This window comes from Dyella jejuensis, from assembly GCF_044904675.1.
GTDB lineage: Bacteria > Pseudomonadota > Gammaproteobacteria > Xanthomonadales > Rhodanobacteraceae > Dyella_B > Dyella_B jejuensis.
On the sequence record NZ_JADIKJ010000017.1, the window covers coordinates 85,606 to 112,483 of the forward strand.

The 26,878-nt window shown below is 56.4% G+C and carries 21 protein-coding genes; 15 read left to right on the top strand and 6 right to left on the bottom strand.

All coding sequences use genetic code 11. The annotated features are described in order from the left end of the window. Positions 1 to 38: 38 nt before the first annotated feature. The 10 genes from ISP15_RS15250 (at position 39) to ISP15_RS15295 (ending at position 10,398) form a co-directional block, all read left to right on the top strand. A complete protein-coding gene (locus tag ISP15_RS15250; RefSeq protein ID WP_404548513.1) occupies positions 39 to 2,015 on the top strand; it encodes a hypothetical protein in 1,977 nt (658 codons plus the stop codon). 42 nt (positions 2,016 to 2,057) lie between these two features. After that, the gene (locus ISP15_RS15255; RefSeq protein WP_404548515.1) at positions 2,058 to 3,236 is read left to right on the top strand and encodes a DegT/DnrJ/EryC1/StrS family aminotransferase; all 1,179 of its coding nucleotides are present in this window, start codon (positions 2,058 to 2,060) and stop codon (positions 3,234 to 3,236) included. A gap of 12 nt (positions 3,237 to 3,248) precedes the next feature. Further along, the gene (locus tag ISP15_RS15260; RefSeq protein WP_404548516.1) at positions 3,249 to 3,485 is read left to right on the top strand and encodes a phosphopantetheine-binding protein; all 237 of its coding nucleotides are present in this window, start codon (positions 3,249 to 3,251) and stop codon (positions 3,483 to 3,485) included. After that, positions 3,482 to 4,543, top strand: a complete 1,062-nt coding sequence (locus tag ISP15_RS15265) for a 3-oxoacyl-ACP synthase III family protein (protein WP_404548517.1) — start codon at positions 3,482 to 3,484, stop codon at positions 4,541 to 4,543. The genes ISP15_RS15260 and ISP15_RS15265 overlap by 4 nt, the downstream gene beginning before the upstream one ends. Next, positions 4,533 to 5,573, top strand: a complete 1,041-nt coding sequence (locus ISP15_RS15270) for an aromatic ring-hydroxylating oxygenase subunit alpha (RefSeq protein WP_404548518.1) — start codon at positions 4,533 to 4,535, stop codon at positions 5,571 to 5,573. The genes ISP15_RS15265 and ISP15_RS15270 overlap by 11 nt, the downstream gene beginning before the upstream one ends. Beyond that, positions 5,563 to 6,297, top strand: coding sequence for an SDR family NAD(P)-dependent oxidoreductase (locus ISP15_RS15275; protein WP_404548519.1), 735 nt, complete (start codon positions 5,563 to 5,565; stop codon positions 6,295 to 6,297). The genes ISP15_RS15270 and ISP15_RS15275 overlap by 11 nt, the downstream gene beginning before the upstream one ends. Continuing rightward, positions 6,294 to 6,920 (top strand): LbetaH domain-containing protein, encoded by a 627-nt coding sequence (locus tag ISP15_RS15280; protein ID WP_404548521.1) that lies wholly within the window; start codon positions 6,294 to 6,296, stop codon positions 6,918 to 6,920. Before ISP15_RS15275 ends, ISP15_RS15280 begins: the two co-directional genes overlap by 4 nt. After that, positions 6,910 to 7,884: a ketoacyl-ACP synthase III gene (locus ISP15_RS15285; protein ID WP_404548523.1), complete on the top strand. Its 975-nt coding sequence runs from the start codon at positions 6,910 to 6,912 to the stop codon at positions 7,882 to 7,884. Before ISP15_RS15280 ends, ISP15_RS15285 begins: the two co-directional genes overlap by 11 nt. Before the next feature lie 106 nt (positions 7,885 to 7,990). Further along, positions 7,991 to 9,463 carry a lipopolysaccharide biosynthesis protein gene (locus tag ISP15_RS15290; protein ID WP_404548525.1) on the top strand — a complete coding sequence of 491 codons (1,473 nt, stop codon included), beginning with the start codon at positions 7,991 to 7,993 and terminating at the stop codon, positions 9,461 to 9,463. Then, on the top strand, positions 9,460 to 10,398 hold the full coding sequence (locus ISP15_RS15295; RefSeq protein ID WP_404548526.1) for a hypothetical protein: 939 nt from the start codon (positions 9,460 to 9,462) through the stop codon (positions 10,396 to 10,398). The genes ISP15_RS15290 and ISP15_RS15295 overlap by 4 nt, the downstream gene beginning before the upstream one ends. Positions 10,399 to 10,402: 4 nt before the next feature. Here ISP15_RS15295 and ISP15_RS15300 read toward each other — a convergent pair whose 3' ends face one another. The 6 genes from ISP15_RS15300 to ISP15_RS15325 all read right to left on the bottom strand — a co-directional run bounded on the left by ISP15_RS15300 (position 10,403) and on the right by ISP15_RS15325 (position 19,481). Further along, the gene (locus tag ISP15_RS15300) at positions 10,403 to 11,323 is read right to left on the bottom strand and encodes a glycosyltransferase (RefSeq protein ID WP_404548528.1); all 921 of its coding nucleotides are present in this window, start codon (positions 11,321 to 11,323) and stop codon (positions 10,403 to 10,405) included. Positions 11,324 to 11,325: 2 nt separating this feature from the next. After that, positions 11,326 to 12,093, bottom strand: a complete 768-nt coding sequence (locus ISP15_RS15305; protein ID WP_404548529.1) for a class I SAM-dependent methyltransferase — start codon at positions 12,091 to 12,093, stop codon at positions 11,326 to 11,328. After that, the gene (locus ISP15_RS15310) at positions 12,090 to 13,232 is read right to left on the bottom strand and encodes a glycosyltransferase family 4 protein (RefSeq protein ID WP_404548530.1); all 1,143 of its coding nucleotides are present in this window, start codon (positions 13,230 to 13,232) and stop codon (positions 12,090 to 12,092) included. Before ISP15_RS15310 ends, ISP15_RS15305 begins: the two co-directional genes overlap by 4 nt. Next, entirely contained in the window at positions 13,225 to 14,079 is an 855-nt protein-coding gene (locus tag ISP15_RS15315; RefSeq protein ID WP_404548531.1) for a glycosyltransferase family 2 protein, read from the bottom strand. Before ISP15_RS15315 ends, ISP15_RS15310 begins: the two co-directional genes overlap by 8 nt. A gap of 117 nt (positions 14,080 to 14,196) precedes the next feature. Further along, positions 14,197 to 18,336, bottom strand: coding sequence for an RHS repeat-associated core domain-containing protein (locus tag ISP15_RS15320; protein ID WP_404548533.1), 4,140 nt, complete (start codon positions 18,334 to 18,336; stop codon positions 14,197 to 14,199). Positions 18,337 to 19,160: 824 nt separating this feature from the next. Continuing rightward, positions 19,161 to 19,481, bottom strand: a complete 321-nt coding sequence (locus ISP15_RS15325) for a hypothetical protein (RefSeq protein WP_404548535.1) — start codon at positions 19,479 to 19,481, stop codon at positions 19,161 to 19,163. 657 nt (positions 19,482 to 20,138) lie between these two features. On the opposite strand from ISP15_RS15325, the gene pilB reads away from it, so the two are divergent. The 5 genes from pilB (at position 20,139) to ISP15_RS15350 (ending at position 26,877) form a co-directional block, all read left to right on the top strand. Further along, the gene (gene pilB / locus ISP15_RS15330) at positions 20,139 to 21,866 is read left to right on the top strand and encodes a type IV-A pilus assembly ATPase PilB (RefSeq protein ID WP_404548537.1); all 1,728 of its coding nucleotides are present in this window, start codon (positions 20,139 to 20,141) and stop codon (positions 21,864 to 21,866) included. A 145-nt stretch (positions 21,867 to 22,011) separates the two neighbouring features. Beyond that, on the top strand, positions 22,012 to 23,286 hold the full coding sequence (locus tag ISP15_RS15335) for a type II secretion system F family protein (RefSeq protein WP_404548538.1): 1,275 nt from the start codon (positions 22,012 to 22,014) through the stop codon (positions 23,284 to 23,286). Between the two features lie 37 nt (positions 23,287 to 23,323). After that, entirely contained in the window at positions 23,324 to 24,181 is an 858-nt protein-coding gene (locus tag ISP15_RS15340) for a prepilin peptidase (protein ID WP_404548539.1), read from the top strand. 8 nt (positions 24,182 to 24,189) lie between these two features. Further along, positions 24,190 to 24,798: a dephospho-CoA kinase gene (gene coaE / locus ISP15_RS15345; protein ID WP_404548540.1), complete on the top strand. Its 609-nt coding sequence runs from the start codon at positions 24,190 to 24,192 to the stop codon at positions 24,796 to 24,798. A gap of 318 nt (positions 24,799 to 25,116) precedes the next feature. Next, the gene (locus ISP15_RS15350) at positions 25,117 to 26,877 is read left to right on the top strand and encodes a glutamine--tRNA ligase/YqeY domain fusion protein (RefSeq protein ID WP_404548541.1); all 1,761 of its coding nucleotides are present in this window, start codon (positions 25,117 to 25,119) and stop codon (positions 26,875 to 26,877) included. The last annotated feature ends 1 nt before the right edge of the window (position 26,878 follow it).

Sequence of the window (26,878 nt, forward strand, 5' to 3'; positions counted from 1 at the left end):
GCGGTGAACAAAAGTCGCGCTTGTCATAAGCTGTAATTATGCCGACCATCCCACGCTCATCTTACTGGTTGCTAGCTGCCGCGCTGCTGTTGACCGCTATCGTCTATTGGCCGGGCCTGTCTGGAAGTTGGCTGTTCGACGATTACCCGAACATTGTCGACAACCCTGGCGTGCAACCCCAACACATCAATCTGGGCTCACTGGTGAGCGCGGCGCTGTCGTCGCCTGCCAGCGATTTCAAGCGCCCGCTTGCCTCACTGAGCTTCGCGCTGAATTTTCTTATCACCGGCCTTGATCCGTTCTGGATGAAGTTGAGCAACCTGGTCATTCATCTCTTGAACGGCCTGCTCTTCTTCATGCTCTCCAGACAGCTGCTTGCCGTCGCGACACCTGCTTCCGATCAGCGCCGCAACGAATGGGTTGCGTTACTGATCGCAGGCGGCTGGCTTGTGCTGCCGATCAATTTGACTGCCGTGCTCTACACCGTCCAGCGCATGGAGAGCATGGCCAATTTATTTGTGTTGCTTGGCCTCATTGGATACCTTGCTGGCCGCATTCGTATATTTGGCGTCGACTCGCCAACGTCACAATTTGGAGGCGGCCAGCATGGAGGGTATCGGCTTTGCGTTCTTAGCCTGACCGTCCCAACGATCCTTGGCCTTTTGGCCAAGGAAACGGCCGTTATGCTGCCGCTGTATGCGTGCTTGTGCGAATGGATACTCTTCGGCTTTCGCAAAAAGCGCAATGCAGCCTGGGCAAGTCACAAGCAGCCGGAATACGACACGCGAATCTTGATTCTGTTCGTTGTGACACTTATCTTGCCAGCCATTATCGGCCTCGCGGCATTGTTGCCGAGTATCTTGGCACCCGCCACATGGGCAGTGCGAAATTTCAATCTTCAGACCCGGATGCTGACTGAAGCTCGCGTCGTGGTCGGCTATATCGCCTGGATAGTACTACCCACGCCGCATGCATTGTCGTTTTATCACGACGATTTCAATGTTTCCGCGGGACTGCTCAATCCTTGGAGCACGCTAGTAAGTCTGCTCACGCTGCTTGCGCTCGCCGTCACGGTGCCCGCTTTCCGTAGAAGTCGTCCGCTGGTCACCTTAGGCATTGCGCTCTTTCTCGGTAGCCATTTGCTTACCGGTACCATTCTGCCTTTGGAACTGGTCTACGAGCACCGTAACTATTTTGCAAGCTATGGTGTGTTGCTTGCTATCATCCCCCCTCTCGTTCCGGATTCATCGACGCAAACCGGCGCGACTCCACGGATTCTGTGGGTACGCTACAGCATACTTGTCTGCTTACTGCTGCTCTGGTCGACAGAGACTGCTCTTACCGCCCGTGCCTGGGGCGACCCGTTGAAGCTGGCCGAGGTGCTCGCCTGGCGGGCGCCCTATTCGCCTCGGGCCGAGTATGAGCTAGGACGCACGTATATTATCTATTCGCATTACGATCCGTTGTCGCCATTCACGCAAATGGCATATGCCCCATTGGAACGCGCAGCGGCGCTTCCCGGCTCTTCGATCCTGCCCGAGCAAGCGCTCATTTTTATGAACGCGCGCATGAGTCTACCGCTCAAGAATGCGTGGTGGAACAGTATGATTGATACGCTGAGAAGACGTGAGCCGACCGTGCAAGATGAAAGTTCACTTAGCGCGCTGACTCAATGCGCTCGCGATGGCGACTGTGTCCTTCCGAAACAGCGAATGGTTGACGCTTATGAAGCGGCACTCTCCCACCCCCGGCCCAGCGCTCGACTGTTATCATCATACGGCGACTATGCTTGGAATGTTCTGCAAGATCATCATCTAGGGTTACGTATGATTAACGGAGCAATCGCCGCAGCCCCCAGCGAGCCTGCCTACCGAATTACCCAAGTACGAATGCTAGCTGCTTCTGGACAGACTGAGAAGGCGCGTCTAGCGCTGAACCAGCTAAAGGCGCTCAACATTGGAGGGCGCCTGGACAATACCTTGGTGGGTCTGGAAAATTTGCCTGGCATAAATTAGGACCACAACTGATTGCCATAGTCAGGTAAATCCGGGAGCAACGTGACCGTGCCACTCAAGCTTATTTGCAGCAAAGCCGATCTCGCCATAAACGGCGCCGTTCCGGCGTTCAGTGAGCCGCTGCACGTAGGACGCCCCAATATCGGTGACCGCGGCGCGTTCATGCAACGGGTCAGTCAAGTTCTCGACAGCCAATGGCTGACAAATAACGGTCCTATGGTGACCGAATTTGAACGATGCATTGCTGACCATTTAGGCGTAAAGCACTGCGTCGCCATGTGCAACGGCACCATCGCGCTAGAAATTGCCATTCGTGCCTTGCGCCTCGAAGGCGAGGTCATCGTACCTTCATGGACCTTTGTCGCTACTGCCCATGCCCTGTATTGGCAAGGGATAACCCCTATCTTTGCCGACATTGACCCCACGACCCATAATATTGATCCCCTCGCCGTGCGTCGCATGATCACCCCACGTACCAGCGGAATCATCGGCGTACACCTTTGGGGCCGCGCCGCTCCGATCGAGGAATTGCAAGCCATTGCGGACGAGCACGGAGTGAAGTTGCTGTTCGACGCAGCGCACGCATTCGGCAGCACGCACGGCGGAAAAATGATAGGCGGCTTCGGTATGTGTGAAGTATTGAGCTTTCACGCCACGAAGTCATTCAACACTTTCGAAGGAGGCGCCGTCGTCACCAATGACGATGAGTTGGCAGAAACGATACGACTCATGAGGAACTTCGGCTTCGCGGGTTACGACAATGTCATCCATCCTGGAACCAACGGCAAGATGATTGAAATGTGCGCCATCATGGGCCTCACCAATCTTGAATCACATGCCGACGTGGTTGCTTGCAACGCTCGCAATCACGCAGCTTATGCTGAAGCATTGGCAGGCATACCGGGCATATCGCTACTTACTTACGGCTCCGTCGAGCGCAATAGTCATCACTACATTGTTGTTGAAGTAGACAACGACTGTCGGGTCGATAGAGATCAGATCGTAATAGCGCTACATGCAGAAAACATATTGGCCCGCAAGTATTTCTGGCCTGGTACGCATGCCATGAAACCTTATCGTGATCTGTTTCCGCATGCAAGATTGATGTTACCCAACACGGAACAGGTCGCTAAAAAAGTTATCGTGCTTCCGAACGGCACGACGTTGTCCAATAGTGAAATCCGAACCATTTCTGACGTTATTGGCGCTTGCGTCAATTAAGGGAGTTTGTACGTGAGTATTGAAACATTTATCGATAAATTTTCATTCGCCATTGAAACATCTCCGGAAACACTGAGTGCGGACACCGAATACAAAGCACTCGACATCTGGGATTCGTTGAATGCCCTATCTGTTATCGCCATGGCAGATGCAGATTTCAATGTCGCGATAAGCGGCCAAGACGTGGAACAAAGCCGCACGATAGGGGACCTATGGCAAATTGTTCGAGCCAAGATGGTCACGACATGAAAGCCGTTTCCGGTGTAGCCATTCGCGCCATATCTGCCGCGGTACCCATCGCGATAGCGCGAACGCAGGACTATGAGTTCATGGCTGAACACGATCGACTGCGCTTCCAAAAGGCGACCGGAATAGCTGAGCGGCGAGTTTCTCCAGCAACACAATACGCTTCGGACCTATGCGCTGCCGCTGCGATCCGAGCGCTGGATCATCTGCAATGGGATCGACAAAGCATCGGCGCACTCATTCTGATTACGCAAACAGCCGACCAGCCTATCCCTGCCACGGCAGTCGTTCTACAGCATAAGCTTGGCTTATCGCAAGAGTGCGCCGCATTTGACATAAACCTCGGATGCTCGGCGTACCCCTACGGCATAGCCGTTGCCAGTTCAATGATGCAATCACTCGGAATAAGTCGTGCGTTGTTGCTGATGGGTGATGTATCCAGCCGGGTCTGCGCCATTCATGATAAAAGCGCGTGGCCGTTATTTGGAGATGCAGGTTCTGCCACGGCGCTTGAACTTCGTGCTGACGCTCCAGCCATGCATTTCGACCTGATGTCGGACGGTTCCGGGAAAGACGCCATCATCGTTCCAGGAGGCGGATTGGCTTCCCGAAGGCCTCCAGGAGCCGGACCTATTGCCGAAGAGTCAGGACCTGATGGAATACTTAGGCGGCCCGACAACCTTGTTCTTCGCGGCGCAGACATCTTTAGTTTCGCCATAACAAAAGCCGCACCGAGCATAAAGCGTGTCTTGGATAAGGCAGAAAGATCTCCCGTGGACACAGACTTTCTCTTGCTCCACCAGGCCAATAGGATGATCAACGACACGGTCACCAAGAAGGCAGGCTTTTCGGCGCTCCAAGCGCTGTCTACATTGTCGCAATACGGAAATACGAGCTCGGCATCGATCCCTTTGACTCTATGCGCCCATGCCAACGAATTCACGACGGAGAAATTCATCGTCGTGTGTGGTTTTGGCGTCGGCCTCTCTTGGGCTAGTGCAACACTGATGATACCGAAAGGATCGGTACTGCCCGTATTGGAGACGGATGATGCCTATTGATCTTCGCTCGTATTCGGAACGCTCAGCGTTCGACCAAGAGATTTCGTCACTGTTCGAGCAGAGGTTTTTCGTCGGTAACGCGGCAAGCTTCAAGGAAATCGATACATACAAGAGCTTTGCACTTGGCAAGAAAATTGTAACGGTGCGTAAAACTGCTGCTGGAATCAAAGCCTTTGCGAACGTCTGTCTTCATCGCAGCAACATCATAGATCCGCTTGGCGAAGGAAAACGCCATTTCAGTTGTGGCTTTCACGGTTGGAGCTACGATGCAAATGGCGAATTGTCGCTGGCACCATTTTCCGAAAGAAGCTGCATAAAGAATCGGAACCTGGCCTCGTTCCCAATCATCGAATCGGGGGGGCTACTCTTTACGGGATTGTCCGGTGCCTTACCCATCGTCGATAAAGTACCGGGCGCACTTGAAAAGATCGGGATGACGGTGAGTGCTCCGTTCCACAAAGAGCACATTTTGCACAAGTGCAACTGGAAATTGCTTGTCGAAAATATCCTCGAGAGCTACCACCTGAATTTTGTACATCGAAATACTTTTCTTAAATCAGGATTCACGTCTACATCAATCCACGAATGGGCGGCAGAAGATTACGTCAATTTAGCCTCTATCACTCCTTTGCCAAGCACGGATAAAACAACTGCGATTAGACGGCTCGCAAGGAACGCGGCGCACGTATATCGACACGCATATATATTTCCCAATCTCTTCATTTCAAACACTAACGATTTAGTTGGCTTCATTAGTCACATTATTCCCTTAGATGAAAAGACTACGCAGCTTTCTTGGGAACTGTTTGAATTGCCGCAACTCTTCGCGCTTCCCGCACCCGTCCGCGAGCACGTACGAAATGAAGCTATCCAATTTTCACAAACCACACTGGAGGAAGACAGAACCATGGTCGAGTCCTGCCAGATAGGCATTTCAAGTGAAATGCGCAGCGTACAACTACAAGCCATAGAGGATCGCGTGTCGCACTTTCACGATTTCTACAACAGGCACATGATCCATGCTCAATAAAAAAACGATATTGGTAACCGGCGCCACATCGGGCATCGGCGCGGCAATATGTCAAGACCTCCTTGGCGCCGGAGCCAGTATTGTTGCCGTTGGCAGAAATTCCGATAGGCTTGATGTTCTGAAAACGCAGGCGCCATCCCGCGTCAAAATTATCCGTTTTGATCTAACACAATTTGCCGATCACAAAGCCGTCTTGACAGATATCGGCACTATCGATGGACTCGTCTATTCAGCCGGCATCACTGATAGCAATCCACTTCGCTTTTTCTCGCTGGAAAAATATCAAAAAGTAATAGATATTAATCAAACTGCGCCCATCGTATTGGTATCAGAGCTCGTGCGCGCCGGCTGCCTAAATCCAGCCTCATCGATCGTATTTATTTCTTCCATTCTTGGGCCAAGAATTGGCATGAAAGGAACCGCAGCATACGCTGCAACCAAAGCAGCATTGACTGCATATGCAAAGGTCATGGCATTGGAGTTGGCCCACAAATCCATTCGAGTCAACTGTGTCTCCCCCGGCATGGTAAACACGGCACTTATCACCAACCAACATCAGGTTTCTGAAGAGTCCTTGCGGATCGACATGCAAAAGTATCCGCTTGGCAAGCGCTTTGCTGAGGCCAGGGAGGTAGCTACAGTTGTACGCTTCTTGTTGTCAGACGAGTCTTCATTCATAACGGGCACCGAACTAGTCGCCGATGGAGGGTACTCAATCCAATGACCAAGCAAAATCTCATTCTCGTCGGCGGCGGGCGCTTTGGCCGAGAAGTAGCGACATGGATTAGTGTTCTTGACCTGCCTTTTAAGCTACTTGGATTTATCGACGATGAAAAGAATTCCCCAGAGATCATCGGCCCCATCGTTGAGCACAAACCAAGAAAGGATGCGCTTTATCTAACGTGCTTCGGCTCAGGTTTGTCTCGCAACAGAGTGCGGAAGATTCTAGAGAACAATGGCGCACGTTTTGCTAATTTTTTCGATCCGCAAGTAAGGTCCGCGTCTTCTTTGGATGGACTGAGCAACTGCATCTTGTTGGGGCATATTGGCATTTCCAACAATGTGACGCTTGGCAACGATCTACTAATTCACGGTTTCGCAAGCATAGGGCATGACGTAACCATCATGGATGGGGTAACTGTGGGCGCACATGGCTTTGTTGGGGGAGGCGCGACACTAGGTGAAAACTGCACAGTCCATCCCAATGCCGCCGTTCTACCTAGCGTATTCGTGGGCGAGAGGGCCATTGTCGGCGCAGGCTCAGTGGCGGTAAGAAACGTTCAGGCGGATACAACCGTCTTCGGTCTCCCCGCAAAAGTCATCGCATATGGCAAACATGGTGCCTGACATCTACCTCAATGCGATCGCCTCAGCACTTGGCGGCAAGATCGAGCAGAACAACGCTAATAATCTCCATCAACCGCAGGAAGACTGCGAACGCATAGTGAAGAAGACCGGGGTGCGTGGCCGCACCATCGCGCTACCCGGACAATTCACTAGCGACCTATCTTGCATGGCGACAAGCGAACTGCTTCGCAAGTTAAATACTTCAGCTAGCGCGATTCAAACGCTATTAGTTTGCACGCAAACACCGGATCACTTGATACCAGGTGTTTCTTCGCGCGTCCACGGCGAACTCGGCTTTCCCGAAGAATGCCTCGTGTTCGATATCAATCAAGGTTGCTCGGGCTTTGTAGTTGGCACGCAAACAGTAACGGCTTTATTGCGCTCATCTAGCGATTCGGCCGTATTGATCAATGCGGATACCTACTCGCGGCTCATTCGACCAAATGACTTGGCAACCCGTGTTTTGTTTGGCGATGCAGCGACAGCGTCAATGTTCTCTACACAGCCCCCTGGGCTGCGGGTGATTTATAACCGATGTTTCGCGAACGGAAATGGCTACGATGCTTTTGTCGCACGAAATTCCGCCACGCGCATCGATCCAGACCACTCTGCCGGCATCTACATGGATGGCCCGGGCATTCTCAACTTTGCACTGCACGTGGTACCTGAAGCGATCCACCAGGCACTGAAAGCCAATGGACTCACGATAGAGCAAATACGCCTCTTCGCCTTCCATCAAGCAAATAGCTTCATGATCGGAAAACTTACTCAAAAATTGCACATCAGCGCCGAGCAAGCGCCTCAGAATTGCGAACATCTAGGGAATACCGTATCGGCCTCCATTCCGCTGCTACTGCTTGACCACTGGCAAGAGCTAAAGGATAGGGAGTTGGTCATGGCGATAGGTTTCGGCGTTGGTTTATCTTGGGGCGTATCGTTATTCGAATACCGTAGCGATCACTAAACGCCCATCAAGCTGGCAGATAGGAGCAATGCTCACTTTCAGACTCGACCATTCAATTCCCTTAAACGCTTCAACTTAGCAAGAGTATGTATCTGAGTGAAATTGCATGGCCAATATTGGACATAGGGGACTCCATGCCAGCTTTTGGGGAGGGCTTGAAATTGCCGTCCGTTACGGTGTCCAGATTGCCGTAACTGTCATTCTAGCTAGGCTGCTTGTCCCTGATGACTTCGGGCTCATAGCTATATTGCTGGTCTTTACGAGCGTTGGGGCGTTACTTGCCGACGCCGGATTTGGCACTGCGCTGATTCAGCGGCGAGAACACACCATTGATGATGAAACCACGATGTTTTTCATCTCGCTCGGCACGGGCTTCGCCGCCACATTGATACTTTATTTGACGGCAAATATCATTGCTGATTTTTACAATAAGCCGACCCTTGCACCGCTTACCAAATTCATGGCTTGGGCGCTGTTTTTTGGTTCGGCGGGTGCAGTACCAGACGCACTTTTAACCAAACGTCTTGATTTCAATGCTCGTACCCGTGCACAAGCCTTGTCCTCAATAGTATCTGGCGCCCTGGCTATCATTCTTGCCCTGCAAAAGTTCGGAGTATGGAGCTTGGCGTGGCAGGGCATGACCGAGACAGTATTACGCACTTTTTTCATGTGGCAATTTTCCCGCTGGATGCCAAGAGGGCGGTTTCGTGTCGATTCATTCAGAGCCCTATTCAACTTCGGCGGCTACATGCTGCTGGCAGGTGTACTCAGCACCATTTCTAGCAGACTTCAGTCACTGGTCATCGGCAAGTTATTCACTGCTCGCGACCTTGGTTATTATGTCCTCGCCCAGAATACTCAGGCAGCCCCATCCTCTGTCGTTGCTATATTGCTGAATCGCATAGGACTGCCTGTATTTTCATCCATGGCTCACGATCGAGCACAACTTCGTCTCGCTCTACAGGTATCACTGCAAGCGTCCATGTTTGTCTTCTTTCCATGCATGTTAGGTTTGGCCATGATCGCGAAACCGTTTGTCACTATGATGTACGGCGCGCAATGGACGCCGGCGACCCCAATGCTCACCCTTCTGGCACTGGCCGCCTCCATCTGGCCCATACACGTACTTAATCTATTGGCGCTGAGTGCCTGCGGGCGCTCCGATCGCTTCTTACGACTTGAACTGATTAAAAATATAGTCGTCGTGGCAGTCACGCTGTTGGCCAGCTTATTTGGACCCACGGCCGTTGCCGCAGCCATGCTTGTCGCAGGTATATGCGCAGCTTGGATCAATACCTGGTATTCAAAAAGGACATTTGACTACGGTCTTCTTCAACAGATTGTCGACCTGAAAAGTACATTGCTAATCACATTAATCGCGATGCTCCCTGCCTGGGCAATATTGCACTGGGCTCCAGAGGGCATTGTCATGACGCTGGCAGCCGTTTGCAGCGCAATTGTGGTTTACGTAGGCATGGCAAGGCTAAGCAAGCATCCAGCTCTAATCGAGATAATTCATGTGCTAAAACTTGTAGGGGAGGCCTATTCAAAAAAGACGTCCTCCAGGCACGACCCATGATTTATGCCAGAGATGTCACCAAATATCCTAATGACGAACTTCGCTTCGTTATTTACGCACCGCGTTACCGTGACAATTCGGGCGGCGCGATTGTTATGCATAAATTGTGTGACGTCCTTAATGATATGGGTTATTCAGCGCTCCTTTATCCCTTATGGAAACCTCTCTCCCTGCCATCCGCCTTGTTCCGCTCACCGCGCATGACGTTCGCCTATCTCTTGGCGCGTGCTTATCGTGGCAAATATGCAACAAATGCCAAATATAATACGCCCCTCGCTAAGCAAAGGGACATTCAAGGTAGCATTGTCATCTATCCTGAAATTGTCAGCGGCAACCCGCTTCGTGCCGAAAAATACGTCAGATGGCTGCTGCACAGACCTGGCTTTCATGAAGGGCATTTCAAATACTCTCCAGGAGATCTCTATTTCTGTTACCAGGAAGCATTCCATAAAAACTGTAGGGACATGGTCCATGGAGGCTCGCTTACTATAGGCGACACCCTTCTGGACATTTACAAACAGACCAACTATGGCGAACGCATTAAAACATGTTTCATAGTCAGGAAAGGAAGAGCTCGCCCCGACCTCCCCGACCTTAAACATCAATGGGTCGTTGATGATCTAAGCCATGAGGAACTCGCCAAAGTATTTAATGAATGCAAATTTTGTTACTTGTACGACACCTACACTGCATATGCACAATACGCGGCCATTTGCGGCTGCATTCCAATCGTTGTACCTCTTCCCGGCGTAACCAAGGAGCAGTGGGTTCCTGAAGAAAAGGGGCGTCTTGGTGTCGCTTATGGGGAAAGCGACACAGAGCATGCTGTGACCACCCGGCCTGCTCTCTTATGCTTCATGCAGGAAACTTCCAAAAAAAACAGGGAAGCAGTTGCACATTTTGTCGAAGCCGTGAAGAAGCACTTCAAGACATAAATTCCTACTCGCCCCCCTGAACTCCATCCACAATGCCTTTGAGCATATTGCGAATTTGCTTATTACGTTCCGGCCCAACAACCGCGGTGATGAGCATGGTCAAAATCAGTTTTGCAATGGCCCATACTTTCCACACCGAAGGCACATAAGGCTTTTTCATGAGAAAAATGGCGTTTCTATACAAAAAATACTGCCTCTTTGGTGTGCGTAGTGGCCAAAGACGCCACCCAAAGCACCACAAACGGACGGAATTCTGACCCATGCAATGCTCGAATATGGCTGAGGGCGCTCCCCACAGGGTATGACCTGATGCTTGCACACGGAAAGCCCAATCGGTGTCGACGTGATCTATAAATAATTTCTCATCCACACCGCCAAGGGCTTGAAACAATTCAATCGAAGTTAGTGTTCCGCTACCGTTGAGATTTACACAGGCCACTGCTTCGCTAGAACCCCTTGGCGGATAAACGCGCTTCCAATGCCACCGCCTGACCTGATGGAATCCATGCGCAAGTTGTGTTGCAGGATCGAACAGATATGGGCCAACGCATCCAACGTTTTTATCTTTCGCCGCAAGTGCATTGTAGACCGCAAGAAGCGTATAGACACTTTGTGCTATCGGCACGCTGTCTTGATCGAGTAACAACACGTACAACGTTTTGGGCGCCATCGCCGATAACTGCTGAACACCTTGATTTATAGCCGCGGCCAAACCAATATTTTTTTCGTTGCGAACGATGGCCACATGTTCAAATTCCTCCGAAAGCTGCTCAATCTGCAGCATAAGGGCTTGATCAGATGCATTATCAACAACGACCTTCGGCGACTCCGAAGGCAACGCTCTAAACTGAGCCTTGAGTAATAGTATGTCAGGGTTGAACGTCACAGTAACCGTGCCGAGCAACGCATAATCAATACTACTCATACTTATCCGCGCTCCATGCGATAGATCAATGTTGGAATGATTCGCTTAACGGGAAAAAGCATGAAGTCGGGAACTTGGCGCACCAGGCGAGCCTGAAACGAGTCTGGATGTTCAATATTCAATGTGGCACGCCAAGCGGCCAGGCAGAGATTCTTCCACTTGAATCCGGTCTCATCAAGCATCCTTTCTAACTGCTTCATTTGAAGAGGCTCACAATCGTAGAGTTCACCTTTATCCATCCATTTTAGATAAGGCGTACGCAATTTAGATGGCAGCCAGCTAAGAAATGCTAGGCGATAGTGCGGTTCGATCAGCATCCAGCGATTCGGCACTGCCAAATATGCAACGCCTGTCTGCTTAAGCACCCTGCGTACCTCTTCTAGGTGATGAAGCTGAGCTGCCCGTTCACCAACGTGTTCGATCACATGATTAGTCAATACGACATCGAAAGATGCGTCCGGAAAAGGTAGCACCGTGCCTTCGACCTGCGTATAGCGATACCCATCCTTTACCAAGCGGCTATCATAAATGTCGACGGCGTCCACGCTATAACGTCCATCGGGCAGGGTGCCGAAATAATGAGCAATGCCGCCCGAGCCAGTTCCCACTTCAAGTAGACGAATTGGACGATGATTATCCACAAGCCCCAGAAGCTGCTCGATTTTCATCGCTTTCAGGCGACGAGATGCCATGTCCAACACAGCATGCGGTTTGCGCTGTGCGTCGCAACCTTGCACGCTATGCTCTAGTCGCTTTGTTTGGTGGCTCATAGACCAAACAGCTCATTTGTAAGCCGCTCACCAAACCTAGGCCATACGAATTGTCGCGCAAATTCGAGACAGGCGAAGGTATCTTGCTTACGCCCTGAGATAACTTCAAGCACGGCCCGTGCGATTCCCACGTAGTCTCCAGACTGGATCAATCGACCCGATACCCCCTCTGATACAGCATCAACTACGCCCCCTGTGGCGAACGCAATCGTCGGCACTCCGTGTGCAGCAGCCTCCACGGCCACCATGCCGAATCCTTCAGGATCCCCCGGAATATCACGTATCGGGAACACATGCACCCGGCTGATCTTGAAAAGAAGCTGCAATTCTCGATCACTCACTGCGCCCAGCAATCGAATATGCTCAGACAGTCCCTTTTGCTCAGCCAATGCAAGGATGTCCTGCGGTGCCTGCACACGTGCATTGAGTGCGTTCCGAGGCGTATCCCCGGCGACCAAAAGTAAAACATCAGATCTCTGCTGAATAATCGACGGAAGTGCTCTCGCTACAAATTCGGCAATACCTTTGCGCTCGCTCAGGCGACCGACCGACAAGAGAATAGTCCGATCGCCAAACCCTTTTTCCCGACGAAACGCTTCCGTCGTCGCCCTATCGTAATCTGATTCAGGCAACTGGACGCCAGGATGCACGATGCTGATTCGAGAAACTTCAATACCCGCCCTACGAGCAAGCTCTGCCGTGGCGCTGCTGTTGGTGATGATCTTATGCATGCGACGAATGGCTGGAAGCCACAAAGAACGATAAACAATATGTTGGACCGATATATCTAGGCCGTGAATATATACCGCAGTCGAAGCATGCACCATGCGGCCTAAAAGAAAAATGATGGGCGCAGTCAAACCGCTCCCGGCAAGCATTAGTTGCGGTCGAAAGCGCCATATCTCTCGAAACGTTGCCAGCGTTGCACCCAGCAGAAAGCACCATAATGGCTTGAGTGGAACCTCAATAACCCGCACTCCGGGCGGCGCCTGTGCAGCTGCTCCGCAAGGCCCGATGACGCAGACATCACTCTTGCTCGCCAGCTCCTTAGCCATGTACCAGTTAAGCCGTTCCATACCTCCCACCAAGGGGGGTAGATTGCGGGTAACGATAAGAATGCGTCTTCGTGTCTCAATCATCGTGGCGATACGTCAATGCCGTGATTTGCTCAGACACCAATCCGATAAGAAATATGATCACCGCCGCGCTCCACATAAGCGTACTCATGTTCGTCAAGCGTCCTTCATACACAAATGTCCATGCGTAATTAATGAGACCTAGTAAAAAAAACAGCGCGCTTGCCGGCGCAAACAGCTTCAATGGCGAGTACAACGTCGCAATCTTGAAAATGATGAGTAGGAAACGCAGACCATCGCGCAGAGGCCTGATATGGCTCTTTCCTACACGTTGGGCTGCCTTGATAGGCAAGTACGAGATCGGATATGCACTACGAAAGAAGGCCATGGTGCTGGTAGTTGGATAGCTAAAGCCATTTGGCAGCAAATGCAGGAACTCCCGAAACCTGTTCGCGCGCACCGCACGAAAGCCCGAGGTAAGGTCAGCCACCGTGTGCCCCGTCATGTTTGAAGCCAACCAGTTATAGAGCTGGTTGGCTAAGCCGCGCCCCACACCAGCTTGACTGTCCCAGTCGCGCGCGCCGACCACCATGTCGTAACCCTGATCGAGCTTTTCCAACATGCGCGCGACGTCTTCAGGATCGTGCTGGCCGTCGCCATCCATGAAAACCAGTATTTCACCGGTCGCAGCACGGACACCACGCTTGATCGCCGCCCCGTTGCCCATGGAATAAGGAGAGGAAAGACAGCCTACCCCATGACCGGCGCAAAGCGCCGCAGTGTCATCGGTGGAACCGTCGTCGACTACGATGATCTCCGCGGAAGGCTGGGCCGCTTTAAGGCGCGGCAGCAGATCGGCAAGCGCGGGGGCTTCGTTTTTGGCCGGCAAGATAATGCTGAGACGAGGCAAGTCGGTACTCCCAAGGTATGAACGAATCATACCTTGGGCCTTTCGTGCATACATAGGAAGGTAATCTACCTACCTCGTCTTTCCAGCGTTATCGCCCCGGGACTGACATGGCGGCGTCTAATGCTTGCTTTCGCCCTGACCTTTTGCGCCGTTTTTTACCACCGAAGATTTGACTAGCTCAGCCGTTGCCACGAAAGGCGCCAAGTCTTCGTCGACCTGTTCCCTGACCGCCTCGTTGAAGGTTGCTCCCGGCACCAGGGAGTTACCCAGGATGCCCAGAGCATTGTCTTTCGCTTGATCCTCGGCCCAGTCTCCCGCCTGGTCCATGCCTTCGTCCTTGGCCGCATCCCATGCTTCACCCCAGGACGGTGCGCTTGCCGCGGCCGCTCCGACGCTTGCGAAGATTTTCACGTAGGGCAGGAACTTGGCGGCTGTTGCCCCTGTATCGAAGATATCGCCGACGGCATCTGCCGTTTCCGCGGCGCAGGCATTGCCTAATTTTCTTTGTACAACCGCCTCGCTGTGGGAGATATCGCCCCACAGTTCTGCACAGAACTCCATCGCTTGCGCACAAAAGGCATCCACCGAGGTCAGATAAAGACCGGTCTGATCTCGATATGAAAGTGGATTACCTGCGACATAGGTGAAGGTATTGGCGCCTCCCCGACGCCCGATCGGATCACTTTGAAGGTAACGTCCTGTCGCTGGGTCGTAATCGCGGTGAACGTTGTAGCTCATTCCCGTCTCCGCATCGAAGTATTGGCCGGGGAATCGCAGGTTATAGGTGTATCCGGTCGAGGCTGGCGCGACTTCATCCCACGGATTGCCCTGATACGGGTTCTGCCATGTAGTGTTGCCGTCAACATCCGCGATGGCGCGCGGTGTGCCGAGTTGGTCCGCTGTCACATAGGCAATGGTGCTGGTCGAGCCTGGCGTATCAACGTTGGCAACCGGAATGCCGTCCATCCAGATGTAGTCGCGGTTGGTAGCGCCGTACTCACCGAGCATCTGACTGGCTTCGTTGTAGTCGTAGCGTTCCGTCGCCGCGCCGGAGACTTTCTGGATGCGCTGGTTGAGTGCGTTATACGTATAGCTTCCCACCGTAGCACCAGCCACTTGCGCAACGGCCATGCGGTTGCGGTCGCTGTATCCAAAGCCGTAGGTAGTTCCAGCTTGCGTCATCGCCGTGGTGTTGCCATCGGCATCCACGCTGAAAGCGTTGCTGCCCACGGCGCTGAGCTGGTGCGTACCAGAGTTATAGGAGTACGTACCGGTATCGAGCCCCGAGCCGGTCTTGCTCAGTCGGTCACCGGTCGGGTTGTAGGTCACGCTTTCGAGGGTGTTGCCGTTCGCCTGGGTCACGCTGAGCAACCGATACAGCGGATCATAGGCATAGGTCTCGGTAGCCGGACTCGCACCGGGTGCATTACCAATCGCCGTGATATCCCCCATCGCATCCCTTGCCACGTGCAGGGTGAACGCCGGACTGGTCAGGTCGGTGAGCCGGTAATTCGCATCATAGGTGCGGGTGACGGTTTGCCCGTTGCCGAGTGTGTAGCTGGCGACCGGTCCGAATGGCTGGTAGGTGACGTTGCTCACCACCGTGCTGGCGGTGCCGTTGGGCGGGGTAACAGCGATAGCCTGGATGCGCCCATCGCCGTCGCGGGTGTAGCTCACCCGCGTGCCGCTGGGATACGCGATGCTGCTCAGCCGTCCCGCTGCGGTGTAGCTATAGGTCGTGGTGTCGGTGCCGGCTGCCGTGATCTGCTGTTTCTGGATCACCTCGCCCTGCGGGTCGTAGCAGTACACGGTGGTCACGGCGGTTTCGAGGATGCGGGTCAGCCGTCCCAGCGGCGCGCTGCTGGCGCAGCCGGTGATGCTGTTGGCCTCGTCGTAGGTGTAGGTGATGTTCTGGGTGCTGTCCGGGTAACTCGTGCTGGTCAGCCGGTTCAGGGCGTCGTAGCCGTAGGTGGCGGTGATGCCTTTGGCATCGGTGCGGGTCAGTACGTTGCCGGCGGCATCGAAGGTCCGGCTGGTGATACCGGTGTCGGGGCTCACTTGGCCGGTCGCGTCGCTCAGGCCATCGTAGCTGTAGATGGTGGCGAGGCTGCTGGGGTCGGTGACCTGGGTCAGGCGGTCCAGGCTGTCGTAGGCGTAGTGGGCGGTGGTGTTCTGGGTCGCAGTATCGCTACCGTTGTAGTTGTCGATCGTCTGCACCAGCCGGTTGAGCGCGTCGTAGCCGAGCTGGCGTTGTACGCCCAGCGCGTCGGCGCTTTGCACCAGGTTGCCGTTGGCGTCGTAGCTGTTGCTGGCGCTGGCGTTGAACACGCTGTGGTTGAGGCCATCGACCACGCCGGTGAGCTGGCCCAGGGTGTTGAAGGTGCGGCTGAGGCTCTTGTGCAGGGTGCCGTTGGCATCGAACACCTGCTCGGCGGTTTTGTCGCCGGCGGCGTCGAGGGTGTAGTGGATGGCATTGCCTTCGGCATCGGCGATCTGGATCAGGCGATGGGCCGCGTCATAGGTGTAGGTGGTGGTGAGGCCGTCCGCATCGGTGATGCTGGACACCGCGCCGTAGGGGGTGTAGCCGAAGGTGATCTGGCGCCCGCCAACCGTGCGCGTGGCGAGCCAGCCGCGCGGGGTGTAGGTGAGATCGGTGTTGACGCCGTTGGCATCGGTGAGGCGGGTGATGCGGCCATCGGCGTCGTAGGAGGCGATGGTGGTGACGTGGCCGGCCGCATCGGTGACGGTGTGCAGGTCGCCGGGCTGGTAGCAGGCCGCGCCGGGCGTGCCGCAGTTCACCGCGCTGGCGGCCAGGTAATAGCTGTAGGTGGCGGTGGACGAAAGGTCGGTGCGTGGGCCGGTGACGGTAAGCAGCAGGCCGGGCAGCGGGCATTGCACGGTGTCGACGGCGGTGCAGTAGGTGTAAGTGGTGCGGCGCACGCCCGAAGGTGCCGAGCCCGATGCCGAGCAGCTATAGCCGGCAGCAGCGCTGTTGGTGGGATCGATATCGCAGCGGGCCAGGGTTTGGCCGGTGGCGTTGTAGGCCCATTGCGTGGCGCTGACGGGATTGCCGGAGGCGTCCAGCACGCTGCGAGTCAGCGGCACGCGCAGGGTGGTGTTCCAGGTGAAGTTCGTGGTGCGCTGAATCGGCGTTCCCGAAGCATCCACCTTCTGCGTCAATAATCCCGCCGGGTTATTCATGTATTGGGTCGTTGTTCCCAAGCCATCCTGGCTCGATGCAACTTGCCCTATTCCGTTATAGGTATAGCTGGAATTGCTAACGGGACAGTTGGCCGTCGCTGCGCCTTGGGCGGCGCTGATATGCCCAATACCTTGCACGACCTGGTACTGGTAAGTAACCGTATGTCCCAGGGGATTGGTCGCCGTGGTCGATCCATCGCTGTTGTAGGTCAGCGTAACCTGGTCGATGCCGTTGCTGTGCGTGCTGGATATTGCCCTGCCCTGGCTATCGTAGGTCCAGGTCGAGTAACGAGTGCCGCTTTCATCGATAAGGCCTGTCAGCAGCCCAATGTTGCTGCTGTCTTCATACATGTACTGCCGCGTCGCGGAGCCTCCTGACCATGTAAAAGCGGCGGAGGTCAGGCCACCGGGTGCGTTATAGCTGTAATTTGCACTAAGCCCGTGGACGCTGAAGCTGAGCGGACGGTAATTGCTATCTTCCTGGAAGCTCAAGGTACGGCCACGCGCGTCCGTCACCGTGCCCGTAGTGGTGGTGCCGTATACCGAATAGCTAATCGTTTGGGTGAGGCCATTCCTCTGTTGCATCTTGACCAGGCGCCCTTGACTGTCGAACGTCTGTGCAAGTCCTTCGGGAGAAACGTAAACCCAACTGCCATTCACTTTATCAAGCTGTCCTAATTCCGTGGCCTCTGGGGAAGCAACGCCGTTGGCGAGCGTGAATAACGCAGCGCTCCCGTCATCGCGGATGAGTTCGATGCCATCGGCAGCGATGGAAAGATGCGTGGAATAGCTGTGCCGCCATAAGCCATCGGCACTGTTGTAGTAGCGAACGAAGCGAAGTGGAAAGGGATCGGTTCCTTGATAATCCACCTCCGACTCGAATTCATTGCCCGTGGCCGAATTGATGGGATCGCCTTGGCACGGCGAGGGGCCGCCCATCGGATCGATCGGCGCTCCCATTTGCTTGCGTGCAATGGGTTGGGTGGGGTCTTCGCAATCGCCTTCGATGGAATTGTTTAGAGTGCCGTCAGGGCAACTATCGCCAGTGCGCGTCAATATCGCACCACCTCCTCCGCTGAAAAAACTGGCCGTCCCGAAATCCAGAACGCACATTTTTGACGAAGGACCGGAATTGAAAACGTTTGGAATAGGAGCCTGATATGGGTAAAGGAATACAGGACCGTAATAGGCCTGAAAGTCCGCCGATTGTACGGTAGTGACATTGTAGTAATCATAGGCCGCATGACATGCAGCCGCCGCAGAAGGAAAGGCCCCCAGATTTCCAATGTTTGCAGTCCAGGTGTAGTCAGCAGCGTTGAGGCTTGGCGAAGTGCTCATAAGCAGCCACGCACAAAGCATGCATTTGATGGAAGTTAAAAAAGGAAATTTCAATAAACGGACCATCTCGCTATAGCCTTTCGCAGGACCGAACCTCATGGTAGTGATGCTCCCTTTAATGTGCGCCCTGATTAGTCCAACGACCGATCTTCGAGCGATTTCATGTCGCGTGCTCAAGTATTTTTAAGCACACTTCTCGGTTAATTGGCGCGTTTCAAAGCGCACCCGGACTGATGGCGTCAATAGCCACGCAAAAGCGCCAAGCAACGCCCTATCGCGATTATCTTTCACACGTCCTGCCAGCCGTGGCGCACGATTGTGATGTGACTTTGCGAATATTCGCGGCGATCCGATAGCCATCTGTACTGTTCCTCCCTGCGCGCCCCTGAACATCCTGGCGATGGATACCATAACGAACAAAAGGAATTTGTGCGATGGCTTGTCCGTGCGTCCGAGCCCACATCCGAATAATTCTTTCCCAAAGGCGGCACACCGTTCCTCATGCGATGCGCCGCGAAAAGGATCATCCGCACACGAACGGATCAGCCACCCGGCTCAGGCTTGAGCAGTTCGACGTACTGGCGAAGGAAGTGGATCGCGGCGTGCAGGCCGTTGGTTTGCGCTTGGGTGAGCGGCCATGGATGCAACTCGGGGTGCTTGCCGCGGGTCTGGGCGCGTTCGAAGGCTTGGTTGTAATCGAGCAAGCCCTGGATGACCACGAAGGCCAGCGAGGTGCCGGCAAGCGCGGTCTGGCGCGTGGGCGGCGTTTCTTTCACCGCTTCCAGGAACTGGAAGTTACGCTCGAAGGATGTGGGTGCGGATTTGGATGGACGTGCGTGTGCCGTATGATCCGGGTTAGCCATGATCAACTCTCTTTCAGTTGGTTGTGGTCAGCGGGTCGTGGGAGTTGCCGCTCTCACGATCCGCGCTTCTTCCGTGCATTGCTGCAAGGGTCGTCGACGTTGCCCTATGAGAGATGGCGTCGATGACGGGGCCGAACGTAGCAAATGATGGTGTGCCGATATGTCAGCGCTTGGCGACTTGGCTTGTGCGTGTCGCGATGATGCATGTTTTTTTGGATGCGGCGGCGAGTTGCTGGCGAAGAAAAATGGCGCGCGGGATTGCTCGTAACCAGGGGCTTATCCGAGCACGGCGGCACGCCCTGGGCTAATGCGCATGGGGCGGAGGCCTGATTGGGCTTCCTGTTTATCGACCCGCTTGTCGGCGCCTTCTGTTGGCACATGCCATGGCGAGCGCTGCTGTTCACCACCGTCTGCGCACCTCCCTCTACCCTTCCCTTCAAGAACGCCTGGGTCAAGGCCGATAGGGAAAGCACCGCAACCGGGATGGCCGGTCCGTCAAGATCGTGGATAGCGCCCGCGGTCGACCAACGGGCGAGCCCGCCACCGTACCTTGGCGGCACGGAGTACTGTGGGTGCCTAGCAGGCCACGGATTAGCGATGGCCTGCGCGGGTAATGTGCGCTAAATTCCCTACCAATCAGGGGGCTGGGCCAGTTTCATGTCTTCACAATTACAACCATCCGCCGTAGGGCTGTCGGGCATGGCCCGCCGCCTGGTGTCCGAGGGGCTGCTGCCGGAAGCCGATGCGCGCAAGGCGGTGGTCGATTGCGCCCAGAACAAGAAAACGCTGACCGGCTGGCTGCTGGAGCAAAACCTGGTCGACAGTCATCGGCTGGCCCAGGTGGCTTCGGCGGAGTTCGGCATGCCGATGGTGGACGTGACGGCGATGGCGCCGTCCAGCATGCCGCTTAACCTGATCAGCCAGGAGCTGATCAGCAAGCACCAGGCGCTGCCGCTGCTCAAGCGCGGCAAGCGGCTGTTCGTGGGCATCGCCGACCCGATGCAGTTGCATGCGCTGGACGAGATCAAATTCCATTCCAACTGCATGGTGGAACCGATCCTGGTGGAGCGAATCCAGCTCACCCGGGCCATCGATAGCGCGATCAACACCATGAGCAGTGCCATGCCCGATATGGGCGGTGGCGACCTGGATGAGCTGGCGCTGGAATCGGGCACCGATGACGAGGGCGCCGGCAGTACCGGTAGCGATATCGACGCCAATTCCGACGCGCCGGTGGTGAAGTTCGTCAACAAGATCCTGGTGGATGCGATTCGCCGCGGCGCTTCGGATATCCATTTCGAGCCGTTTGAAAGCCAATATCGCGTGCGCCTGCGTATGGACGGCATGCTACGCGCGGTCGCCAGCCCGCCGATGAAGCTGGCCAGCCGCATTTCCGCGCGCCTGAAGGTGATGGCCGGCCTGGATATCGCCGAGCGCCGGGTGCCGCAGGACGGACGCATCAAGCTGAACCTGTCCAAGAGCCACGCGATGGATTTCCGCGTGAGCACCCTGCCGACCCTGTTCGGTGAAAAGGTGGTGCTGCGTATCCTGGATAGCTCGTCGGCCAAGCTGGGCATCGACAAGCTGGGCTATGAGGAAGAGCAGAAGCAGCTGTACCTGGATGCCATCCACAAGCCTTACGGCATGGTGCTGGTCACCGGCCCTACCGGCTCGGGCAAAACGGTGTCGCTGTATACCGCGCTCAATATCCTCAATACCGCCGAGCGCAATATCTCCACGGTGGAAGACCCGGTGGAAATCCGCGTGGAAGGCATCAACCAGGTGCAGCAGAACGTAAAGCGCGGCATGACCTTCGCCGCGGCCTTGCGCTCGTTCCTGCGCCAGGATCCGGACGTGATCATGGTCGGCGAAATCCGCGACCTGGAGACGGCCGAAATCGCGATCAAGGCGGCGCAGACCGGCCACATGGTGCTGTCCACCCTGCACACCAACGACGCGCCGCAGACGGTGGCGCGCCTGATGAACATGGGCATTGCGCCGTACAACATCACCTCGTCGGTGACGCTGGTGATTGCGCAGCGCCTAGCGCGCCGGCTGCATAGCTGCAAGAAGCCGATGCAGCTGCCGCCGCAGGTGCTGCTGGATGCCGGCTTCACGCAACAGGAAGTCGATGCCGGCTTTACGGTCTACGAGGCGGCCGGCTGCAGTGAATGCAACGAGGGTTACAAGGGCCGCGTGGGCATCTATCAGGTGATGCCGATGCTGGAGGATATCCAGAAGATCATCCTGCAGGGCGCCAACGCCTTGCAGATCGCCGAAGTGGCGAAGAAGGCCGGCATCAACGATCTGCGTGCCTCGGCCCTGAAGAAGGTCAAGGACGGCGTGACGAGCCTGGCGGAAATCGACCGTGTCACCAAGGATTGAGGACCCGGTCAAGCTTTTCGGCCGTTCACCTGCCGGACTTGCGCCGGAGACCACGGAACAGCCGCCTGAAGTAACGTAAGCTGGTGTGTGTCCTGCCTGGCGCGCTCGCGCCGGCCTTGGACTGGAATCATTGGGGGAATCGCGCATGGCCACGGTAACAGCCGCCAGAAGTAATACCCGGAACCAGGCCGCCCAGCGCGCCCAGGTTACCCAGATGCCCACTTACGACTGGGTCGCGCTGGATAAGCGCGGCAAGCGCATGAAGGGCTCGATGCAGTCCAAGAATGCCACGCTGGTAAAGGCCGAGCTGCGCCGCCAGGGCATGAACCCGCAGAACGTGAAGGAGCGTTCGAAGCCGCTGTTCGGCGGCTCGGGCAAATCCGTCAAGCCGCGCGACGTGGCGATCTTCAGCCGCCAGATCGCCACCATGATGGCCTCGGGCGTGCCGATGGTGCAGGCCTTCGACATCATTGCCGACGGCCAGCGCAATCCGCGCTTCAAGACCATGCTGATCGATGTGAAGCAGGGCATCGAGGGTGGCTCTTCGCTGCACGAGGCACTGAATCTGTATCCCGTGCAGTTCGACGAGCTGTACCGCAACCTGGTGCGCGCGGGCGAATCCGCGGGTGTGCTCGATACCGTGCTCGATACCGTCGCTACCTATAAGGAGCGCATGGAGAGCATCAAGAGCAAGATCAAGAAGGCCTTGTTCTATCCAGTGATGGTGCTGGTAGTGGCTATGCTAGTTTGCATGATCATGCTGCTGTTCGTGGTGCCGGTATTCGCCAAGACCTTCCAGGACGCGGGCGCTGCCTTGCCGGCGCCGACCCAGGTGGTGGTGAGCGCCTCGCAATTCATGCAGAGCTATTGGTGGGTGGTGATCGGAGCGGTAGTTGTCGGCGTGGTGGGCCTGGTCCAGGGCAAGCGGCGTTCCGAGAAATTCGCCCACTTCCTGGATCGCGTGATGCTGCGCTTTCCGGTGATCGGCAACATCCTGCGCAATTCGGCCATTGCGCGTTTCTCGCGCACCTTGGGGGTAACCTTCCACGCGGGCGTGCCGCTGGTGGAAGCGCTCGATTCGGTTGCCGGCGCCACCGGCAGCGTGGTGTACAGCGATGCGATCAAGCTTATGCGCGATGACGTCGCCGTCGGCCACCAGCTGCAATTGGCCATGCGCCAGACCGGGCTGTTCCCCAACATGGTGGTGCAGATGACCGCCATCGGCGAGGAATCCGGCGCGCTGGACAGCATGCTGTTCAAGGTGGCGGAATTCTACGAAGAAGAAGTCAACAACTCGGTCGACACCCTCTCCACCCTGCTCGAACCGTTGATCATGGTGATCCTGGGCACGCTGGTGGGCGGCATGGTGGTGTCGCTGTATCTGCCGATCTTCAAGCTCGCGGGCGCGGTTGCCGGCTAATATCGGCATCTTCCCTCATTTGCACTTGGAGCCGGGCATGCCCGACTTGCCGTTGATTGCGTGGGTAGCCTTGGCCGGCGTGCTCGGCCTGGTGATCGGCAGCTTTCTCAATGTGGTTATCTTGCGCCTGCCCCGGCGGCTGGAAGCCCAGTGGCGCCAGGAAGCGAACGATGTGTTGGGCCTGGAGGGAGCGCAATCGCCGCTTCCGCCCGGCGTGGTGCGCGAACCGTCGCATTGTCCGCAGTGCCAGCATCCACTTTCCGCCCGCGACAACATTCCGCTGTTTGGCTGGCTGCTGCTGCGCGGGCGCTGCCGTTATTGCCAGGCGCCGATTTCGATCCAGTATCCGCTGGTCGAGCTGCTTACCGCGATATTGAGCGCCGCGGTGGTCTGGAAATTGGGACCGACATGGCCCGCCCTGGCGGGATTGTTTTTTACCTGGGCGCTGGTCGCCTTGTCCGGCATTGATTTCCGCACCCAGTTGCTGCCGGATCAGATCACCTTGCCGTTGTTGTGGGCGGGGCTTCTGCTCAGCTTGTGCCATCTGTTTATCGAGCCGCCTTCGTCCATCCTCGGCGCGGCCATCGGCTACCTCAGCCTGTGGAGCGTGTATTGGCTGTTCAAGCTGCTGACGGGCAAGGAAGGCATGGGTTTTGGCGATTTCAAATTGCTCGCCGCGCTGGGCGCCTGGATGGGACCGGTGTCGTTGCTGCCGGTGATCCTGCTTTCTTCGTTTATTGGCGCGCTGATCGGCGGAACGATGATCGCCTTGCGCAAGCATGGACGTGAGGTGCCGATGCCGTTCGGGCCGTTTATCGCGATGGCCGGGTGGGTCTGGTTTATCGCCGGTGACCGGTTGCTGCACGCCTACCTGAGTTTCAGCGGTATTCAATGAGCCGGACCATGCCGTTCACGGTCGCCCTGACGGGCGGCATCGCCGCCGGCAAGAGCGCGGTGGAACAGCGCTTCAAGGCGCATGGCGTGCATGTGTATGACGCCGATCATGCGGCACGGGTGGTGGTCGAGCCTGGCAGCGATGGGTTGGCGGCGATCGTCACGGCTTTTGGCGATGAGGTGCTCGATGCGCAGGGGCGGCTCGACCGGCCGGCGATGCGCCAGCGCATTTTCAGTGATCGCGCCGCACGCAAGACGCTAGAGGCGATCGTGCATCCGCGGGTGCGGCAATGGATGCTGGAGGCGGCACAGGCTGACGTTGGCGCGTATGCGGTGCTGGCGATTCCGCTGCTTGCGGAGAATATCGGGCATTACCGCTGGGTCGACCGGATCGTGGTGGTGGATGTGCCGGAAACCACCCAGATCTTGCGCCTGGTGGGGCGCGATGGAATCGAGGAAGGCCTTGCGGCCCGCATCCTGGCCAGCCAGGCACCGCGTTCAGCTCGCTTGGCACTGGCCGATGATGTGATCGATAACGATGGCCCTGAATCGGCATTGGATGCCCAGGTGGCCGATTTGCATCGGCGCTATCTGGCTTTGGCTGGCGCTCGGCGTTGAGGCTGGCCTGGCTACTTTAGGTCAGGGCGTGATTGATGCGTATCTATGTGGGTTCGCCGCAAGTGCGGCCCCTCACCCCAGCCCTCTCCCCGGAGGGGAGAGGGAGGAAATAGGTGGCGCTGATGCTGGCTTCGCTTCATTTTGTTGTGTGAAATGGGAGCGGTGAGCGGCGCGTATCTGCGCGGATTTCCCGCAGGTGTGGTCCCTCACCCCGGCCTCTCCCCGGAGGGGAGAGGGAGAAAAATGGCCGACGCTTACGCAAATCCTTCAAACGGTTAAACTTGGGGGTTCCCGCCCCTCGCGCGAAGCATTGACCTGATGTCCATCGAATCCGCCGCCGCCAAGCCTGCCGAAAGCCCCGAGACCTACGCGCCGCGCGATTTCATCCGCCAGATCGTTCGCGAGGACCTTACCCGCGGCAAGCACGCGGCGATCCGCACGCGCTTTCCGCCGGAGCCCAACGGTTACCTGCATATCGGCCACGCCAAGGCGATCTGCCTGGATTTCGGCATTGCCCGCGAGTTTGGCGGCTGGTGCAACCTGCGCCTGGATGACACCAATCCCGGCAAGGAAGACCCCGAGTTCGTCGAGGGCATCAAGGACGACGTGCGCTGGCTGGGCTATGAGTGGCACGACCTGCGCCATGCGTCCGATTATTTCGAGGTGTTCTACCGCGCCGCGCTCAAGCTGATCGAGGACGGCCACGCCTACGTCGACGACCTGACCGCCGAACAGCTGCGCGAATACCGCGGCACGCTTACCGAGCCGGGCCGCCATTCGCCCTTCCGCGATCGCAGCGTCGAGGAAAACCTGGATTTGTTCCGCCGCATGCGCGCGGGCGAATTCGCCGATGGCAGCAAGACGCTGCGCGCGAGGATCGACATGGGCTCGGGCAATATCAATCTGCGCGATCCGGCGATCTACCGCATCCGCAAGGTCACGCACCAGAATACCGGCGATGCGTGGCCGATCTATCCGATGTACGACTATGCGCACTGCCTGTCCGATGCGCTGGAAGGCATCACCCATTCGCTGTGCACGCTGGAATTCGAAGATCACCGCCCGCTCTACGACTGGTTCGTGGACAACGTGGACCTGCCGAACCATCCGGAGCTTTGGCAGCACATGCGCGAGGCAGGTTTCCGTACCGAGCCGGCCAAGCCGCGGCAGATCGAGTTCTCGCGCCTCAACCTCAGCTATTCCATCACCAGCAAGCGCAAGCTGGCGCAGCTGGTGAACGAAGGCTTGGTGGACGGCTGGGACGATCCGCGCATGAACACGTTGCGCGGCCTGCGTCGCCGCGGCTTTACCCCGGGCGGCATCCGCTTGCTGATCGAGCGCCTGGGCGTGAGCAAGCAGAACAGCGTGATCGACTACGCCATCTTCGAGAATTGCGTGCGCGAGGATCTCGACGCCAGCGCGGCCCGGCGCATGGCGGTGATCGATCCCTTGAAGCTGGTGATCACCAACCTGCCGGAAGGTCACGAGGAAACGCTGAGCTTTTCGAACCATCCCAAGGACGAAAGCTTCGGCACCCGCCAGGTGCCGTTCTCGCGCGAGGTGTGGATCGAGCGCGACGATTTCGCCGAAGTACCGCCCAAGGGTTTCCATCGCCTGAAGCCCGACGGCGAAGTGCGTTTGCGCGGCGTAGGCATCGTGAAGTGCGAGCACATCGTCAAGGGCGCCGACGGCAGCGTGACCGAAGTGCATGGCACGCTGGACCTCGAATCCCGCTCGGGCATGCCCGGCGCGGAGCGCAAGGTGAAGGGCACCATTCACTGGGTCAGTGCCAAGCATGGCGTTGCGGCAGACATTCGCTTGTACGACCGGCTGTTCAACGTGGCCACGCCGGATGACGAAAGCGACGGCAAGCGCTGGACCGACCATATCAATCCGGAGGCCAAGCGCATCGTGCGCGGCTGGCTGGAACCGGCGGCGGCCCAGGCGGCGCCGGAGCAGCGCTACCAGTTCGAGCGCCTGGGCTATTTCGTGGCGGACCGCCTCGACCATCGCGCGGACGCACCGGTGTTCAATCGCACCGTCACCCTGCGCGATACCTGGGCCAGGCAGGCGGGTTGAG

Coding starts and splice junctions, on each gene's coding strand:
- ISP15_RS15290 (WP_404548525.1), top strand. CDS start 7,991: ATGGCCAATATTGGACATAGGGGACTCCATGCCAGCTTTTGGGGAGGG.
- ISP15_RS15350 (WP_404548541.1), top strand. CDS start 25,117: ATGTCCATCGAATCCGCCGCCGCCAAGCCTGCCGAAAGCCCCGAGACC.
- ISP15_RS15325 (WP_404548535.1), bottom strand. CDS start 19,481: ATGGCTAACCCGGATCATACGGCACACGCACGTCCATCCAAATCCGCA.
- ISP15_RS15295 (WP_404548526.1), top strand. CDS start 9,460: ATGATTTATGCCAGAGATGTCACCAAATATCCTAATGACGAACTTCGC.
- ISP15_RS15300 (WP_404548528.1), bottom strand. CDS start 11,323: ATGAGTAGTATTGATTATGCGTTGCTCGGCACGGTTACTGTGACGTTC.
- ISP15_RS15275 (WP_404548519.1), top strand. CDS start 5,563: ATGCTCAATAAAAAAACGATATTGGTAACCGGCGCCACATCGGGCATC.
- ISP15_RS15280 (WP_404548521.1), top strand. CDS start 6,294: ATGACCAAGCAAAATCTCATTCTCGTCGGCGGCGGGCGCTTTGGCCGA.
- ISP15_RS15335 (WP_404548538.1), top strand. CDS start 22,012: ATGGCCACGGTAACAGCCGCCAGAAGTAATACCCGGAACCAGGCCGCC.
- ISP15_RS15270 (WP_404548518.1), top strand. CDS start 4,533: ATGCCTATTGATCTTCGCTCGTATTCGGAACGCTCAGCGTTCGACCAA.
- pilB (WP_404548537.1), top strand. CDS start 20,139: ATGTCTTCACAATTACAACCATCCGCCGTAGGGCTGTCGGGCATGGCC.
- ISP15_RS15340 (WP_404548539.1), top strand. CDS start 23,324: ATGCCCGACTTGCCGTTGATTGCGTGGGTAGCCTTGGCCGGCGTGCTC.
- ISP15_RS15305 (WP_404548529.1), bottom strand. CDS start 12,093: ATGAGCCACCAAACAAAGCGACTAGAGCATAGCGTGCAAGGTTGCGAC.
- ISP15_RS15285 (WP_404548523.1), top strand. CDS start 6,910: ATGGTGCCTGACATCTACCTCAATGCGATCGCCTCAGCACTTGGCGGC.
- ISP15_RS15265 (WP_404548517.1), top strand. CDS start 3,482: ATGAAAGCCGTTTCCGGTGTAGCCATTCGCGCCATATCTGCCGCGGTA.
- ISP15_RS15250 (WP_404548513.1), top strand. CDS start 39: ATGCCGACCATCCCACGCTCATCTTACTGGTTGCTAGCTGCCGCGCTG.
- coaE (WP_404548540.1), top strand. CDS start 24,190: ATGCCGTTCACGGTCGCCCTGACGGGCGGCATCGCCGCCGGCAAGAGC.
- ISP15_RS15310 (WP_404548530.1), bottom strand. CDS start 13,232: ATGATTGAGACACGAAGACGCATTCTTATCGTTACCCGCAATCTACCC.